The 14,116-nt window shown below is 73.3% G+C and carries 16 protein-coding genes; 13 read left to right on the plus strand and 3 right to left on the minus strand.

Annotation, left to right across the window (positions count from 1 at the left end; genetic code table 11):
• Positions 1 to 104 precede the first annotated feature (104 nt).
• From ABZ565_RS32730 to ABZ565_RS32760, 7 genes are all read left to right on the plus strand, one after another.
• Positions 105 to 1,100: a ScpA family protein gene (locus tag ABZ565_RS32730; RefSeq protein WP_361035100.1), complete on the plus strand. Its 996-nt coding sequence runs from the start codon at positions 105 to 107 to the stop codon at positions 1,098 to 1,100.
• Positions 1,093 to 1,740: an SMC-Scp complex subunit ScpB gene (gene scpB / locus ABZ565_RS32735; RefSeq protein ID WP_361035103.1), complete on the plus strand. Its 648-nt coding sequence runs from the start codon at positions 1,093 to 1,095 to the stop codon at positions 1,738 to 1,740. The genes ABZ565_RS32730 and scpB overlap by 8 nt, the downstream gene beginning before the upstream one ends.
• Entirely contained in the window at positions 1,740 to 2,900 is a 1,161-nt protein-coding gene (locus ABZ565_RS32740; RefSeq protein WP_361035106.1) for a pseudouridine synthase, read from the plus strand. The genes scpB and ABZ565_RS32740 overlap by 1 nt, the downstream gene beginning before the upstream one ends.
• A gap of 124 nt (positions 2,901 to 3,024) precedes the next feature.
• Complete coding sequence (gene pnuC, locus ABZ565_RS32745) at positions 3,025 to 3,672, plus strand: nicotinamide riboside transporter PnuC (RefSeq protein WP_361035109.1); 648 nt, start codon at positions 3,025 to 3,027, stop codon at positions 3,670 to 3,672.
• Complete coding sequence (locus ABZ565_RS32750; RefSeq protein ID WP_361035112.1) at positions 3,669 to 4,748, plus strand: AAA family ATPase; 1,080 nt, start codon at positions 3,669 to 3,671, stop codon at positions 4,746 to 4,748. The genes pnuC and ABZ565_RS32750 overlap by 4 nt, the downstream gene beginning before the upstream one ends.
• Positions 4,745 to 5,479, plus strand: a complete 735-nt coding sequence (locus ABZ565_RS32755) for an NUDIX domain-containing protein (protein ID WP_361035114.1) — start codon at positions 4,745 to 4,747, stop codon at positions 5,477 to 5,479. Before ABZ565_RS32750 ends, ABZ565_RS32755 begins: the two co-directional genes overlap by 4 nt.
• Positions 5,476 to 6,492, plus strand: coding sequence for an ADP-ribosylglycohydrolase family protein (locus ABZ565_RS32760; protein ID WP_361035117.1), 1,017 nt, complete (start codon positions 5,476 to 5,478; stop codon positions 6,490 to 6,492). Before ABZ565_RS32755 ends, ABZ565_RS32760 begins: the two co-directional genes overlap by 4 nt.
• Positions 6,493 to 6,502: 10 nt before the next feature.
• Here the strand turns inward: ABZ565_RS32760 and ABZ565_RS32765 are convergent, their stop codons facing one another.
• Positions 6,503 to 7,198: a nucleotidyltransferase domain-containing protein gene (locus ABZ565_RS32765; protein WP_361035120.1), complete on the minus strand. Its 696-nt coding sequence runs from the start codon at positions 7,196 to 7,198 to the stop codon at positions 6,503 to 6,505.
• A 142-nt stretch (positions 7,199 to 7,340) separates the two neighbouring features.
• Between ABZ565_RS32765 and aroH the strand changes: the two genes are divergently transcribed.
• From aroH to der, 5 genes are all read left to right on the plus strand, one after another.
• Positions 7,341 to 7,703, plus strand: a complete 363-nt coding sequence (aroH, locus tag ABZ565_RS32770) for a chorismate mutase (protein ID WP_361035123.1) — start codon at positions 7,341 to 7,343, stop codon at positions 7,701 to 7,703.
• Positions 7,700 to 8,785: a prephenate dehydrogenase gene (locus ABZ565_RS32775; protein WP_361035126.1), complete on the plus strand. Its 1,086-nt coding sequence runs from the start codon at positions 7,700 to 7,702 to the stop codon at positions 8,783 to 8,785. Before aroH ends, ABZ565_RS32775 begins: the two co-directional genes overlap by 4 nt.
• A 125-nt stretch (positions 8,786 to 8,910) precedes the next feature.
• Positions 8,911 to 9,627 carry a (d)CMP kinase gene (gene cmk, locus ABZ565_RS32780; protein ID WP_361035129.1) on the plus strand — a complete coding sequence of 239 codons (717 nt, stop codon included), beginning with the start codon at positions 8,911 to 8,913 and terminating at the stop codon, positions 9,625 to 9,627.
• Positions 9,624 to 10,286 carry a lysophospholipid acyltransferase family protein gene (locus tag ABZ565_RS32785; RefSeq protein WP_361035132.1) on the plus strand — a complete coding sequence of 221 codons (663 nt, stop codon included), beginning with the start codon at positions 9,624 to 9,626 and terminating at the stop codon, positions 10,284 to 10,286. The genes cmk and ABZ565_RS32785 overlap by 4 nt, the downstream gene beginning before the upstream one ends.
• A 64-nt stretch (positions 10,287 to 10,350) precedes the next feature.
• Entirely contained in the window at positions 10,351 to 11,820 is a 1,470-nt protein-coding gene (der, locus tag ABZ565_RS32790) for a ribosome biogenesis GTPase Der (RefSeq protein ID WP_361035135.1), read from the plus strand.
• A gap of 85 nt (positions 11,821 to 11,905) precedes the next feature.
• Here the strand turns inward: der and ABZ565_RS32795 are convergent, their stop codons facing one another.
• Together ABZ565_RS32795 and ABZ565_RS32800 are read right to left on the minus strand one after the other, a co-directional pair.
• Positions 11,906 to 12,235, minus strand: a complete 330-nt coding sequence (locus ABZ565_RS32795; RefSeq protein ID WP_361035137.1) for a hypothetical protein — start codon at positions 12,233 to 12,235, stop codon at positions 11,906 to 11,908.
• 152 nt (positions 12,236 to 12,387) lie between these two features.
• On the minus strand, positions 12,388 to 13,170 hold the full coding sequence (locus ABZ565_RS32800) for a hypothetical protein (protein ID WP_361035140.1): 783 nt from the start codon (positions 13,168 to 13,170) through the stop codon (positions 12,388 to 12,390).
• Positions 13,171 to 13,774: 604 nt separating this feature from the next.
• Here ABZ565_RS32800 and ABZ565_RS32805 point away from each other — a divergent pair.
• Positions 13,775 to 13,990, plus strand: a complete 216-nt coding sequence (locus tag ABZ565_RS32805; protein ID WP_361035143.1) for an I78 family peptidase inhibitor — start codon at positions 13,775 to 13,777, stop codon at positions 13,988 to 13,990.
• Positions 13,991 to 14,116: the final 126 nt, after the last annotated feature.

A 14,116-nucleotide genomic window follows, 5' to 3' on the forward strand; every position in this document is an offset into this window, starting at 1 on the left:
CGCCGGTAGCCTGCCCGGAGGGACCGCCGCCGGTCGTGCGGCCCGCCCCCTTCCGTACGGGCCGCCGCCCGCCGCCGTAGCCCGCCCGCGCACCCTGGACCTCCATGCCGACACCCGACGAGCCCGCCCGCACCGCCCGCCGCCCCCTGGGCCGCGGGCCGGGGGCGGGGGGCGTGCCCGTGGAGACGCCGGTCCCCGCCGAAGAGCTCGCGTCCGAGGCACCCGCGCCCGAGGCGGTCCCCGAGGCGCCCGCAGAGGCCCCGGCCGCCGACGACGGCCGGTTCACCGTGCGCCTCGCGAACTTCGAGGGGCCCTTCGACCTGCTCCTCCAGCTGATCTCCAAGCACAAGCTGGATGTGACCGAGGTCGCCCTGTCCAAGGTCACCGACGAGTTCATGGCCCACATCCGGGCGATGGGCCCCGACTGGGACCTGGACCAGACGACCGAGTTCCTGGTGGTCGCCGCGACGCTTCTCGACCTGAAGGCCGCCCGGCTGCTCCCCGCCGCCGAGGTGGAGGACGAGGCGGACCTCGCGCTCCTGGAGGCCAGGGACCTGCTCTTCGCGCGGCTCCTCCAGTACCGCGCGTACAAGCGGGTCGCCGACATCTTCAGCGGCCGGCTCGAAGCGGAGGGCCGCCGCTTCCCCCGTACCGTCGGCCTCGAACCGCACCACGCCGAGCTGCTGCCGGACGTCGTCATCAGCATCGGCGCCGAGGGCTTCGCCCGGCTGGCCGTGAAGGCGATGCAGCCGAAGCCCCCGCCGCAGGTGTACATCGACCACATCCACGCCCCCCTGGTCAGCGTGCGCGAGCAGGCGGGCATCGTGGTCGCCCGGGTCCGCGAGGCGGGCGAGATCAGCTTCCGGGCGCTGACCGAGGACGCACCGGACACCCTCACTGTCGTCGCCCGCTTCCTCGCCCTGCTGGAGCTGTACCGGGAGAAGGCCGTGGCCCTGGACCAGGACGTGGCGCTCGGCGAGCTGATGGTGCGGTGGGCCGGCGAGGCGGGGGCCGAGCCCGTCGTGACGGACGAATTCGACCAGGAGGCCCCGGACGCCCCGGACGCCTCCGAGACCGCGGAGGACGAGACGCATGAGTGAGCAGGATCCCGTCGGATCCGCGGTCGCGGACCTCGACCTCAAGCCCGCCCTGGAGGCCGTCCTCATGGTGGTGGACGAGCCCGCCACCGAGGAACACCTCGCCAAGGTGCTGGAACGCCCCCGGCGGGCGGTGGCCGCCGCGCTGCGGGAGCTGGCCGACGAGTACACCGCGCAGCGGCGCGGCTTCGACCTGCGGCTCGTCGCGGGCGGCTGGCGGTTCTACACCCGGCCCGAGTACGCGGCGGCGGTGGAGGGCTTCGTCCTGGACGGCCAGCACGCCCGGCTGACCCAGGCGGCCCTGGAGACCCTGGCGGTGGTCGCGTACCGGCAGCCGGTGAGCCGGTCGCGGGTCTCGGCGGTGCGCGGGGTGAACTGTGACGGGGTCATGCGGACCCTGCTCCAGAGGGGTCTGGTCGAGGAGGCGGGCACGGAACCCGAAACAGGTGCGATCCTGTACAGGACGACGAACTACTTTCTGGAGCGGATGGGCCTGCGTGGCCTGGATGAGCTCCCGGAGCTCGCGCCCTTCCTCCCCGAGGCGGAGGCGATCGAGGCCGAGACGCCAGAGGGTGTGCCGTCGTTCGATCCGGACGCACCGGACACCCCGGAAACTCACGCAGACGACAAGACGGACTTTTGATGCGAAGCAGTGGCAGGAACAGCGGTAGCGGCGGCGGCAGGAGCGGCGGCAGCGGCGGGGGCCGGAGCGGCAGGAACAACAGCGGCACCGGCAGGAACAGCAACCCGAACGCGCGGGCCCCCCGCTCGGAGCGCGAAGACCGCCGTAACGAGGAGCGCCCCCGCAAGCCCAGGCCCGAGGAGCGCCGCTACGACGTGGGCTCCGACAAGCCCGGCACCGACGGCGCTGCCCGCAAGGGGCGCGGCGCCGCGGCCCGGGGCGGAGCCAAGGGCGGCCCGAAGAGCCCGCAGGGCGGCACGAAGGGCGGCGCCCGGCGCGGTCCGTACGGCGCCCCGGCGCGCCCGCGCGAGCTCGATGCCAAGATCGAGCAGCGCAACCGCGACCGGTACGCGAACAAGCCCGAGATCAAGACCCCCAAGACGCACCCGGGCGCCGAGCAGGAGGGCGAGCGGCTGCAGAAGGTCCTGGCCCGTGCCGGCATGGGCTCGCGCCGCGCCTGCGAGGAGCTGATCGACCAGAGCAGGGTCGAGGTCAACGGCGAGATCGTCGTCGAGCAGGGCATGCGCGTCGACGTGCACAAGGACGAGATCAAGGTCGACGGTCTGACCGTCGCCACCCAGTCCTATCTGTTCTTCGCGCTGAACAAGCCGGCCGGTGTCGTCGCCTCCATGGAGGACCCGGACGGGCGCCAGTGCCTCGGCGACTACGTCACCAACCGTGAGACGCGGCTTTTCCACGTCGGCCGGCTGGACACCGAGACCGAGGGCATCATCATGCTCACCAACCACGGCGAGCTGGCCCACCGTCTCACCCACCCCAGGTACGGCGTGAAGAAGACGTACCTGGCGGCCATCCAGGGCCCGCTCCCGCGCGACCTGGGCAAGCGGCTCAAGGACGGCATCCAGCTGGAGGACGGGTACGCCCGCGCCGACCACTTCCGCGTCGTGGAGAACACCGGCAAGAACTACCTGGTCGAGGTGACTCTGCACGAGGGCCGCAAGCACATCGTGCGCCGCATGCTGGCCGAGGCGGGCTTCCCCGTCGACCGGCTCGTGCGCACGGGCTTCGGTCCGATCGCGCTGGGCGACCAGAAGTCGGGCTGGCTGCGCCGGCTCACCAACACCGAGGTGGGCATGCTGATGCGCGAGGTCGGCCTGTAGCCCGTCCCCGACCCGCACCAGGCCCGCGGCCGGTTCCCCGGAATGTCTGGAACGGAACCGGACGCGGGCCTTTCGCATGCCCGGCGGAGCCTTTATAGTCACAATGACCATTAAGGAGGCGGGCGTGAGTCTCGCGGACATACTCGATCCCCTGCAGCAGCCCCTGGTGACGGTCCTGGACACCCCGGTCAGCTGGACCGAGGTGCTGGGCTTCGGCAGCGGCGCGCTGTGCGTCTGGCTCGTGGCCCGCCAGCACCTCGCCAACTGGCCGATCGGCATCGCCAACAACCTCTTCTTCATCCTGCTGTTCACCCAGTCCGGCCTGTACGCCGACGCCGGACTCCAGATCGTCTTCATCGCCCTCGCCGCGTACGGCTGGTGGACCTGGACCCACGGGGGTGGACCAGGGACCGACGGGCTGCCGGTGCGCCGCACCACGCGCACCGAGTGGACCGGGCTGCCGGCGGCGGGGGCGGTGGGGACCGTGGCGCTGACCGTCCTGCTCGACCGGGCGACCGACTCGACCGTGCCGTTCTGGGACGCCCTCACGACCGCGCTCTCGCTCGCGGCGACCTACGGGCAGTGCCGCAAGCTGGTCGAGTCCTGGTGGCTGTGGATCGCCGCCGACATCGTGTACATCCCGCTGTACGCGTACAAGGAGCTGTACCTGACCTCGCTGCTGTACGTCGGCTTCCTGACGCTGTGCCTGATCGGCCTGCGCAACTGGCGCCGCGACCTGACCGCAGCCGACCCCGCGAAGGCCCTGGCATGAAGCGCTACCCGCACGGACTGGTGCTCGGCAAGTTCTACCCGCCGCACGCCGGCCACCACCACCTCGTCCGCACCGCCGCCGCTCGCTGCGAACGGCTCACCGTCCTGGTCTGCGCCGCGTCGGTGGAGTCCGTACCGCTCGCCGACCGGGTCGACTGGATGCGCCGGGCGCACCCCGACGCGACCGTGGTCGGCGCCATGGACGACACGCGCATGGACCTGCACGACCCGGCGATCTGGGACGCCCACATGGCCGTCTTCACCGCCGCGGTGCCCGAGCGGGTGGACGCCGTCTTCACCTCGGAGTCGTACGGGGACGAACTGGCCCGCCGCTTCGGCGCCGAGTCCGTCTGCGTCGACCCCGACCGCACCGCCCACCCCGTCTCCGGCACCGCCGTCCGCGCGGATCCGGCCGGCTGCTGGGGCTTCCTCGAAGCGCCGGTGCGGGCCGCGCTCGCCCGCCGTGTCGTCGTCCTCGGCGCGGAGTCCACCGGCACCACCACGCTGGCCCGGGCGCTCGCCGCCCACTACCGGCAGCGCGGCGGGGTCTGGGCGCACACGGGGTACGTCGCCGAGTACGGACGCGAGTTCAGCGAGCGGAAGCTGGCCGAGCTGCGCGAGCGGTGGCCCCGGGCCCAGTGGGAGGACGTCACCCTCTCCACCCACGACTTCCCGCACATCGCCGAGGTCCAGAACGCCCGGGAGGAGGAGATCGCCCGCACCGGCTCCCCGGTGCTCTTCTGCGACACGGACTCCTTCGCGACGACCGTCTGGCACGAGCGGTACGTGGGCGGGCGCAACCCCCTCGTCGAGCGCGTCGCGGACCGGACCCGCCACCACCTGTGGCTGCTCACGGACCACGAGGGCGTCGCCTTCGAGGATGACGGGCTGCGCGACGGTGAGGAGCTGCGGCCCTGGATGACCGACCGGTTCCGGGCCGAGCTCACCCGCACCGGCCGGACCTTCATCGAGGTGACCGGCAGCCCCGAGGCGCGCCTCGCCCGCGCGGTCGAGGCCGTCGACGCGCTGCTCGCCGAGGGCTGGGACTTCGCCGCGCCCCTCCCGGAGCGCCGATGAGCGCCGCCGCCCCCGAAGGCTACGACCCGAGCGCCTTCGAGCCGTTCGCGGTCACCGTGGACCTGGCGGTCTTCACGGTCCGCGAGTCCCGGCTGCACGTCCTGCTGGTCGAGCGCGGCGCGGAACCGTACAAGGGCCACTGGGCGCTCCCCGGCGGCTTCCTGCTGCCCCGGGAGTCCGCCGGGGCCGCCGCCCGCCGCGAGCTGGCCGAGGAGACCGGGCTGAGCGACGACACCGTCTCCGGCCTCCACCTGGAGCAGCTGCGCACCTACAGCGACCCGGACCGCGACCCCCGGATGCGCGTCGTCTCCGTCGCCCACACCGCCCTCGTCCCGGACCTGCCCGAGCCGCGTGGCGGCGGCGACGCGGCGGGCGCGCGCTGGTGGGACGCGGCCCGGACGGGCCCGCTCGCCTTCGACCACGACCGCATCCTCGCGGACGCGCGCGACCGCGTCGGCGCCAAGCTGGAGTACACCTGCCTGGCCACCGCGTTCTGCCCGCCGCACTTCACCCTGGGCGAGCTGCAACAGGTCTACGAGACGGTCTGGGGCGTCGAACTCGACCGCCCCAACTTCCGCCGCAAGGTCCTCGCCACTCCGGGCTTCGTCAAGCCCGCGGAGGGGGCCCCGCGCCGCACCGGCGGCCGCGGCAAACCGGCCGCCCTCTACCGCGCGGGCGACGCCACCGCACTGCACCCCCCGCTGCTGCGACCGGAAGGACGGCCGGCATGACGACCACCCGTACGAAGAGGGCCGCGACCGGAGCGCTGGTTGGGCTCGCGCTCGGTGACGCGCTGGGGTTCCCCACCGAGTTCAACGACGTGCCGTCGATCCTCGCCAAGTGCGGGCCCTGGCGGGAGATGGAGCTGCCGAAGCCGGCCTTCGTCACCGACGACACCCAGATGACCCTGGCCCTGGGCCGGGGCCTGCGCACCGCCATGGACCGGGGCCTGCTCACCGGGCTGCGGCTGGCCCGCCCGGTGCGCGAGGAGTACGTCGACTGGTACCACTCGCCCGACAACAACCGCGCGCCCGGCCGCACCTGCCTGGAGGCCTGCCACCTGCTCGACAGCGACCGCGCCTGGCAGGAGGCGAGCCGGACCGGCTCCAAGGGCTGCGGCGCCAACATGCGCGTCGCGCCCATCGGACTCGCGCCCGGCCTCAGCGAGGAGCAGCGCTCCGGCGCCGCCCAGCTCCAGTCGGCCCTGACCCACGGCCACCCGACGGCGCTGGCCGCCTCCGACCTGACGGCCCGCGCGGTGTACCTGCTCGCCCGGGGCGCCGAACCGCTCGGCCTGATCGGCCAACTCCGCTCGTACGCCTACGAGAACCGTGAGCGCTACCTCGGCCGCTGGCTCGGCGACCTCTGGCGCCACACGCACGACGCCTCGCCCGAGGCGTTCATCAGCAGGGGCTGGGACGAGTGCCTGGCCGCGCTGGCGACCGTCCAGGACGCCCTGCGCGCCCCCTCGCCGGAGACCGACCCCTGCGAGCGGACCGGGGACGGCTGGATCGCCGAGCACGCCCTCGCCACCGCCCTGCACTGCTTCCTGCTCTTCCCGGACGAACCCGTCACCGCCCTGCGCCGCGCCGCCTGCACCCGAGGCGACTCGGACTCCATCGCCTGCCTGACCGGCGCCCTGGCCGGCGCCCACCTGGGGCCGGGCGCCTGGCCGGCCGCATGGGTGGAGCGCATCGAATACCGGGACGAGCTGCTGGAGCTCGGGGCGCTCTGGGACGCCTGAGCCGCCGCCGTCAGGCGGCCACCGCCGACGCCCGGCGCGTGCGGACGAGGAAGTCCTCGACGCGTGCCCGGTCCGGCTCGGCCGGCAGGGGGGAGGTGCCCGCCGCCTCGTCGTTCTCGGTGGCGAGGCGGGTCATCCGGCGTTCGACCTCCGGCCAGGGGACCTCGCCGCGCCTGACCGCGAGGAGGGCTTCGCGGGCCTCGCCCACCTCGATCGTCAGTTCGCCGGTGCGCAGCAGGTCCCGGCAGCCGGCCAGCAGGCGCAGCAGGTGCATCGCGTGCTTCCAGCGCGGGGCGCCGTGTTGGCGGACGTCCGCCTCCAGCTTGCGGCGCTGGGCCAGGGCATAGCGTACGAACGAGTCGTGCGCCCGGCGGGAGAGGAAGGCGCCGCGCAGGGCGAGCAGTTCCCGGCCGGTGGCGTCCACGTGGTCCACGAGTGGCGAGTGCAGGCACTCCAGCACGTTCGGGTTGGCGCGCAGGGCCAGCTCGCAGAAGCGTTCCAGCTCCCAGGAGAACTGCTCGTCCGCCGGGCCCTCGACGTGCGTGGGCGGCTTCTCGAAGCGCCAGAACAGCGGGGTCGGTGCCAGGAACACGCCCCGCCGGTCGGTGTCGCTGGTCTCGGTGGCGAGACCGAAGGCGCGCGACCCCATCACACAGGAGTACACCGTGTGGTGGCGTACCAGGTCCTCGTCGGTCGGCGTGATCATGCCGGGAGGGTACGCGAGGGACGGGCGCGGGCGCGTCTCATAAAAAGGGCGGGCGGGCACGGGACCCCGCCGTCCCTCTACGCTGAGGCTGCTGCACGACACTCACAGGTACGAAGCGGTACGGACAAGCAAGGAGCACGACGTGGCGGTACGAGCGGTCCGGGGCGCCGTCCAGCTGGACCGGGACGAGACCGGGCACATGCGCGAGCAGGTCGGCGCCCTGCTGACCGCGGTGCTGGAACGCAACGAACTCGTCGCGGACGACCTCATCAGCATCTGGTTCACGGCCACGACCGACCTGCACAGCGACTTCCCTGCCGCCGCCGCGCGCTCCATCGGGATCGTCGACGTGCCGCTGATCTGCGCCCAGGAGCTGGACATCGACGGGGCCATGCCCCGGGTGGTCCGCATCCTGGCGCACGTCGAGACCTATCTGTCCAAGGCCGAGATCAACCACGTCTACCTCGGCGCCACCGCCGCCCTGCGCAAGGACATCGCCCAGTGAGAACCGCCGTCGTCATCGGTACCGGCCTCGTCGGGACCTCCGCGGCGCTCGCCCTCGCGGGCCGGGGCGTCACCGTCCACCTGGTCGACCACGACCCCGAGTCCGCCAGGACCGCCGCCGCGCTCGGCGCCGGTACGGACGGGCCGCCCGAGGGCCGCGTCGACCTGGCGGTCGTCGCCGTGCCGCCCGCCCACACCGCGACCGTGCTCGCCGCCGCCATGCGCGACGGGGTCGCCCGGGGCTACCTCGACGTCGCCAGCGTGAAGGGCGGCCCGCGCCGCGAGCTGGAGGCGCTGGGAGCCGACCTCACCCCGTACATCGGCACGCACCCCATGGCCGGCAAGGAACGGTCCGGGCCGCTCGCCGCGACCGCCGACCTCTTCGAGGGGCGGCCGTGGGTGCTCACCCCGACCCGGGACACCGACACCGAGGTGCTGAACCTCGCCCTGGAGCTGGTCGCGCTGTGCCGGGCCGTTCCGGTCGTCATGGACGCCGACGCCCACGACCGGGCCGTCGCGCTCGTCTCGCACACCCCGCAGCTGATCTCCTCCATGGTCGCGGCGCGGCTGGAGGACGCCGACGAGAGCGCGGTACGGCTGTGCGGGCAGGGGATCAGGGACGTGACCCGGATCGCGGCCTCCGACCCGCGCATGTGGGTCGAGATCCTGTCCGCCAACCCCGGTCCCGTCGCCGACGTCCTCGCGGGCGTCGCCGCCGACCTGGAGGAGACGGTCACCGCGCTGCGCGGGCTCCAGTCCGCCGACGAGGAGAAGCGGCGCGCGGGCACCGAGGGCATCCGCTCCGTCCTGAGCCGGGGCAACGCGGGCCGCGTCCGGGTGCCCGGCAAGCACGGCGCCGCCCCGGCCTCGTACGAGACGGTCGCCGTCCTGATCAGCGACCGGCCCGGCGAGCTGGCCGGCATCTTCGCCGACGCGGGCCGGTCCGGGGTCAACATCGAGGACGTGCGCATCGAGCACGCCAGCGGCCAGCAGGCCGGTCTCGTCCAGCTCATGGTCGAACCCAGCGCCGCCCCGGTCCTCGCCGCCGCCCTTCGCGAGCGGGGCTGGTCGATCCGGCAGTAGGAGCCGTGCGACCATGGCCGGTCGCACACGTGTCCACAGGGGTGACCGGACCCGTCCCCGCACTCGGTAACCTTGTGCGGGGCGGGTTCACGCGTCCCGTCCAGCCCGCCCCGAGCACCAGGAAGGTGTCCACCACCGTGGAAACCGTAAGCGCCGCCGTCCGGACCGCCCCGGCCGCGGTGATCGTCGCCATCGACGGCCCCTCCGGAACCGGCAAGTCCAGCACCTCCAAGGCCGTCGCCGCCCAGCTCGGCCTCAGCTACCTGGACACCGGCGCCCAGTACCGCGCCATCACCTGGTGGATGCTGAACAACGGCATCGACGTGCAGGACGCCGCGCAGGTCGCGACCGCCGCCGCCAAGCCGGTCATCGTCTCCGGCACCGACCCGGCCGCCCCGACGATCACCGTCGACGGCGAGGACGCCTCCGGCCCGATCCGCACCCAGGAGGTCACCTCCAAGGTCAGCGCCGTCAGCGCCGTCCCCGAGGTGCGCGCCCTGATCACCGAGCTCCAGCGCACCATCGCCGCCGAGGCCGACAAGGGCATCGTGGTCGAGGGCCGCGACATCGGCACCACCGTGCTGCCCGACGCCGACATCAAGATCTTCCTCACCGCGTCGCCGGAGGCCCGCGCCGCCCGCCGCAGCGGCGAGGTCAAGGGCTCCGATCTCGCCGCCACCAAGGAGGCGCTGATCAAGCGGGACGCCGCGGACTCCGGCCGCAAGACCTCCCCGCTCGCCAAGGCGGCCGACGCGGTCGAGGTGGACACCACCGAGCTGACGCTCCAGCAGGTCATCGAGTGCGTCGTCACCCTCGTCGGGGAGAAGCGGGCCGCGAAGTGACCGACGCCACGAGCGCGCCCTCGCCGCGTGGTGCGGCGGTCGGGCGCGGCATCGGGATCGGGCTGATGTACGGGCTCTTCAGGCCCCGTGTCCTCGGCGCCTGGCGGGTCCCCGCCTCCGGACCCGTCATACTCGCGGTGAACCATTCGCACAACATCGACGGGCCGATGCTGATGGGCACCGCGCCCCGGCCCGTCCACTTCCTGATCAAGAAAGAGGCGTTCGTCGGCCCCCTGGACCCGTTCCTGCGCGGAATCGGGCAGCTGGAGGTGGACCGTACGACCGCCGACCGCACCGCCATCACCCGCGCGCTCGGCGTGCTGGAGGACGGCGGGGTGCTCGGGATCTTCCCCGAGGGCACCAGGGGCGACGGAGACTTCGCCTCGCTGCGTGCCGGGCTCGCGTACTTCGCCGTGCGCAGCGGGGCGCCGATCGTCCCCGTGGCCGTCCTGGGAAGCACCGAGCGCCGCGGACGGTTGATATCGGCACTGCCGCCGCTGCGCAGCCGCGTGGACGTCGTCTTCGGAGAGCCCTTCGAAGCCGGTGAGAAGGGCGGCAGGCGTACGCGCAAGGCGCTGGACGAGGCCACGCTGCGCATCCGGGCCCGGCTCACCGGCCACCTGGAGCACGCCGGGCGCCTCACCGGGCGCACCGGGTAAGACTTGAGTAGTGGACCGCGCGCTGCGTGGTCCATCGATGATGATGCAAAGAGGAACGGACTTCATGAACGACCAGATTCACTCCGGCGGCTCGGACCACGAGCACGGAGAGCTTGGCGATGCCGAGTACGCGGAGTTCATGGAGCTCGCCGCGCAGGAAGGGTTCGACCCCGAGGAGGTCGAGGGCGCGCTGGACGAGGCCGGTCACGGACCGCTGCCCGTCCTCGCCGTCGTCGGCCGGCCCAACGTCGGCAAGTCGACCCTGGTGAACCGGATCATCGGCCGCCGCGAGGCCGTCGTCCAGGACAAGCCGGGCGTGACCCGCGACCGCGTCACCTACGAGGCGGAGTGGGCCGGGCGCCGCTTCAAGGTCGTGGACACCGGCGGCTGGGAGCAGGATGTCCTCGGCCTGGACGCCTCCGTCGCCGCCCAGGCGGAGTACGCGATCGAGACCGCCGACGCGGTCGTCTTTGTCGTGGACTCCACCGTCGGCGCCACCGACACCGACGAGGCCGTCGTCAAGCTGCTGCGCCGGGCCGGCAAGCCCGTGGTGCTCTGCGCCAACAAGGTGGACGGGCAGAGCGGCGAGGCGGACGCCAGCGCCCTCTGGTCGCTCGGTCTCGGCGAACCGCACCCGGTCTCCTCGCTGCACGGCCGCGGCACCGGCGACATGCTCGACGCCGTCCTGGAGGCCCTGCCCGAGGCCCCGCCGCAGTCCTTCGGCACGGCAGTCGGCGGACCGCGCCGCATCGCGCTCATCGGCCGCCCGAACGTCGGCAAGTCCTCGCTGCTGAACAAGGTGGCCAACGAGGACCGCGTCGTCGTCAACGAGCTGGCGGGCACCACCCGTGACCCGGTGGACGAGCTCATCGAGCTGGGCGGCGTCACCTGGAAGTTCATCGACACGGCCGGCATCCGCCGCCGCGTCCACCTCCAGGAGGGCGCGGACTACTACGCCTCGCTGCGCACCGCCGCCGCCCTGGAGAAGGCCGAGGTCGCGGTCATCCTGATCGACTCCAGCGAGTCGATCAGCGTCCAGGACCAGCGCATCGTGACCATGGCCGTGGAGGCGGGCCGCGCCGTCGTGCTCGCCTTCAACAAGTGGGACACGCTGGACGAGGAGCGCCGCTACTACCTGGAGCGCGAGATCGAGACGGAGCTCGCGCAGGTCGCGTGGGCCCCCCGGGTCAACGTCTCGGCCCGCACCGGCCGCCACATGGAGAAGCTGGTCCCGGCGATCGAGACCGCGATCGAGGGCTGGGAGACCCGCGTTCCGACCGGCCGCCTCAACGCCTTCCTGGGCGAGATCGTCGCCGCCCACCCGCACCCGGTCCGGGGCGGCAAGCAGCCCCGCATCCTGTTCGGCACCCAGGCGGGCACCAAGCCGCCGCGCTTCGTCCTCTTCGCCTCCGGCTTCCTGGAGCACGGCTACCGGCGCTTCGTGGAGCGCCGACTGCGCGAGGAGTTCGGCTTCGAGGGCACCCCGATCCACATCTCGGTCCGGGTCCGCGAGAAGCGGGGCCGCAAGAAGTAGTCCCCGTACAAGGCGTACGAAACCGTACGCAGCAGCCCCGGACCGCTCGGCAACCGAGCGGTCCGGGGCTGCTGCGTACGGGAGGTCAGGCGTCCCGTGAGCCGGGCGGCAGCGCCGCGGGCCGGGTGCGCCCCGCATGGCGGCCCACCCGCTGCCAGCCGCCGAGGCTCCCGGCGCGGCTGCCCGTGCCGGAGCGGTCGCCCGCCGCCGTACCGCCGGGCGAGGAGTGGCCCGAGTGGCCGCGCAGCGGGGCGCGCGAGCCGAAGAGGCCGAGGCCGAGCGCCTGGAGGCCCAGACTCTCCTCGCCGGTCCTGTCCCCCGGCAACGCCCGGAACGAGCGGCGGTACTCGGAGTACAGCGCGTCGTAGATCGGGGTGTGGGACGGGCCGCCCGAGGGGTCCTGCGAGGGACGCATGGCAGGGATCGGGCTCGGACGCTGGTGGGAGGGGTCGTATGAGTGCACGTAGGTGCCAACGACCTCGTCGGCCGTCGGATGCGGGCCCGCCGCGGAAACACCCGTCGGACAGACAACTGTTCGCCGCCGGCGCTCCGGATGCGCGGTCACGGTCAGGTCCCGGCCAGCGGCATGGCGGCGGCGACCAGCAGCCCGGCGGCCGACGCCTTCTCCAGCGCGTCGCGCAGCAGGTCCTCGCGGGGCTGCTGGCCGATGGAGCCCGCCGGGGCGGCGTAGACCAGCACGGTCTGGGACTTGTTGGCGGCGGTCCGCCAGCCCTCGGTGACCTGGAGCGGTGCGTGCGCCTGCCACCAGGCGACCGGGGTGCCGCCCCCCGTACCCGGCTGGAGCACGGCGTGCAGCTGGCCCATGGCGAGCAGGATCGACCAGCCGTGCAGCACCTCCGGCACCTGCTCCATGCGGGGGACCGGCTGGAACCCCTGTTCCCGGAGGAGCTGGAGGAACTGGTCGCCGTCCCGGCCGTCCGTCCCGGGGCGGGCGATGGCGCCGGTCGGCTCGACGACCAGGGCCGGGTGGAGTTCGTCGTCGATCAGGACGAGGCCGCTGGTGATGCCGAGGACGGCCTGCTCGGGAACGATCCGCTCCGGCTCGCCCCGGTCGCCGGCGGTGATGCTGCGGACGGCGCCCTGAAGCTGCTCCTCGGCGACCTGGACCACCTGCGACGGGATGCAGCTGGCGTGCGCGAAGGCGAGCACGGCGGTCTCGTCGCCGACGAACAGCACCGTGCTGGTGCGCTCCTGCTCGGAGTCGCCGGGGGTGCGGCAGGAGGTGCAGTCGTAACTGCCCGGGGCGTTGTCGCCGACGAGCAGCCGGTCGGCTTCGGCGTCGCCGATCTCGGCGCGTACGTCCTCGCTTACGTCGAGCATGCGCGGCACGGGTGGCTCCTCGAACTCGGTACGTGCGCCGGGCGGTTCCCGGCTCGGAGATGACAACGGGCGAGCCGCTGCCGGGGTCACGCGGGAAGCCGTACGGAATCCGGCGCGGGCGTGCCGGGAGGGTGGGGGATCGGCCGACAAAGGGGGAGAAAGCCGCCCGCCCGGAGAGGTGGGGAGGGGCGGGCGCGGGGGTGCGCCGGAATGCGCGGAACCGGGCTGTCCGCTATACGGTCCCGCAGCCCCGGGCGGGCCCGTCCGATGGTATGCCTGTCGGCCCTCGGGGATAAGGGCGCGATAAGGGAGAGTGAATTACTGGCGAAGCCCGTCTTTGCGGCACGTTTTCCCGAAGGGAATTCGGCCTCGCCCCGAGGCTGAAAGCGCGCTCGGTTTCCCGCCTTTCCGGCCCCGTCCCGATGATCGTTCACCGGCCTGTGCGATTACTGTGCGTCCGGTTGTGAATCGCACGTTCGGGTGAAGGGGGCCAGGGGGAACACGTGTCGGGATCCTGTGACACAAGTGTGACCGGTGAGCGACGTGAGGATGCCGTGCGCCCGCGCGCGGCCCCCGCTACCGCCCCCGCGCCCGGGCGCCTACGGTGAGGGGTATGGCACCCATACCGACTCCTCCCGCCCAGCCCGACGACGCCACCGGAGCCTATGTGGGGCTCTCCGCCGAGACCGCCGAGCAGCGGGCCCGGGAGCGCGGCTGGTCCACCGTACGGGCCCTGCCGCCGGGCACGGTCATCACCATGGAGTTCCAGGCGGGCCGCATCAACTTCGAGGTCGACGGCGGCGTCGTCAGGCGCTGCTGGACCGGCTGAGCCGCCGGTACCCCCGGCGTACGTGTGAGGGGCCCCGACCACGTGGTCGCCATCCAGGGCTGCTCGGCCTCGGGCGCGGGGTCCACCACGGCGGCGGTGAAGGCGCCGCTGACCCGGCGCGCCGCC

Source organism: Streptomyces sp. NPDC016469 (assembly GCF_040632905.1).
Taxonomy (GTDB): Bacteria; Actinomycetota; Actinomycetes; order Streptomycetales; family Streptomycetaceae; genus Streptomyces.

Excerpts from the sequence above, each read along its gene's own strand:
- ABZ565_RS32755 (WP_361035114.1), top strand. The coding sequence starts at position 4,745 with ATGAGCGCCGCCGCCCCCGAAGGCTACGACCCGAGCGCCTTCGAGCCG.
- ABZ565_RS32765 (WP_361035120.1), bottom strand. The coding sequence starts at position 7,198 with ATGATCACGCCGACCGACGAGGACCTGGTACGCCACCACACGGTGTAC.
- ABZ565_RS32740 (WP_361035106.1), top strand. The coding sequence starts at position 1,740 with ATGCGAAGCAGTGGCAGGAACAGCGGTAGCGGCGGCGGCAGGAGCGGC.
- ABZ565_RS32730 (WP_361035100.1), top strand. The coding sequence starts at position 105 with ATGCCGACACCCGACGAGCCCGCCCGCACCGCCCGCCGCCCCCTGGGC.
- ABZ565_RS32795 (WP_361035137.1), bottom strand. The coding sequence starts at position 12,235 with ATGCGTCCCTCGCAGGACCCCTCGGGCGGCCCGTCCCACACCCCGATC.
- ABZ565_RS32760 (WP_361035117.1), top strand. The coding sequence starts at position 5,476 with ATGACGACCACCCGTACGAAGAGGGCCGCGACCGGAGCGCTGGTTGGG.
- scpB (WP_361035103.1), top strand. The coding sequence starts at position 1,093 with ATGAGTGAGCAGGATCCCGTCGGATCCGCGGTCGCGGACCTCGACCTC.
- der (WP_361035135.1), top strand. The coding sequence starts at position 10,351 with ATGAACGACCAGATTCACTCCGGCGGCTCGGACCACGAGCACGGAGAG.
- ABZ565_RS32750 (WP_361035112.1), top strand. The coding sequence starts at position 3,669 with ATGAAGCGCTACCCGCACGGACTGGTGCTCGGCAAGTTCTACCCGCCG.
- ABZ565_RS32805 (WP_361035143.1), top strand. The coding sequence starts at position 13,775 with ATGGCACCCATACCGACTCCTCCCGCCCAGCCCGACGACGCCACCGGA.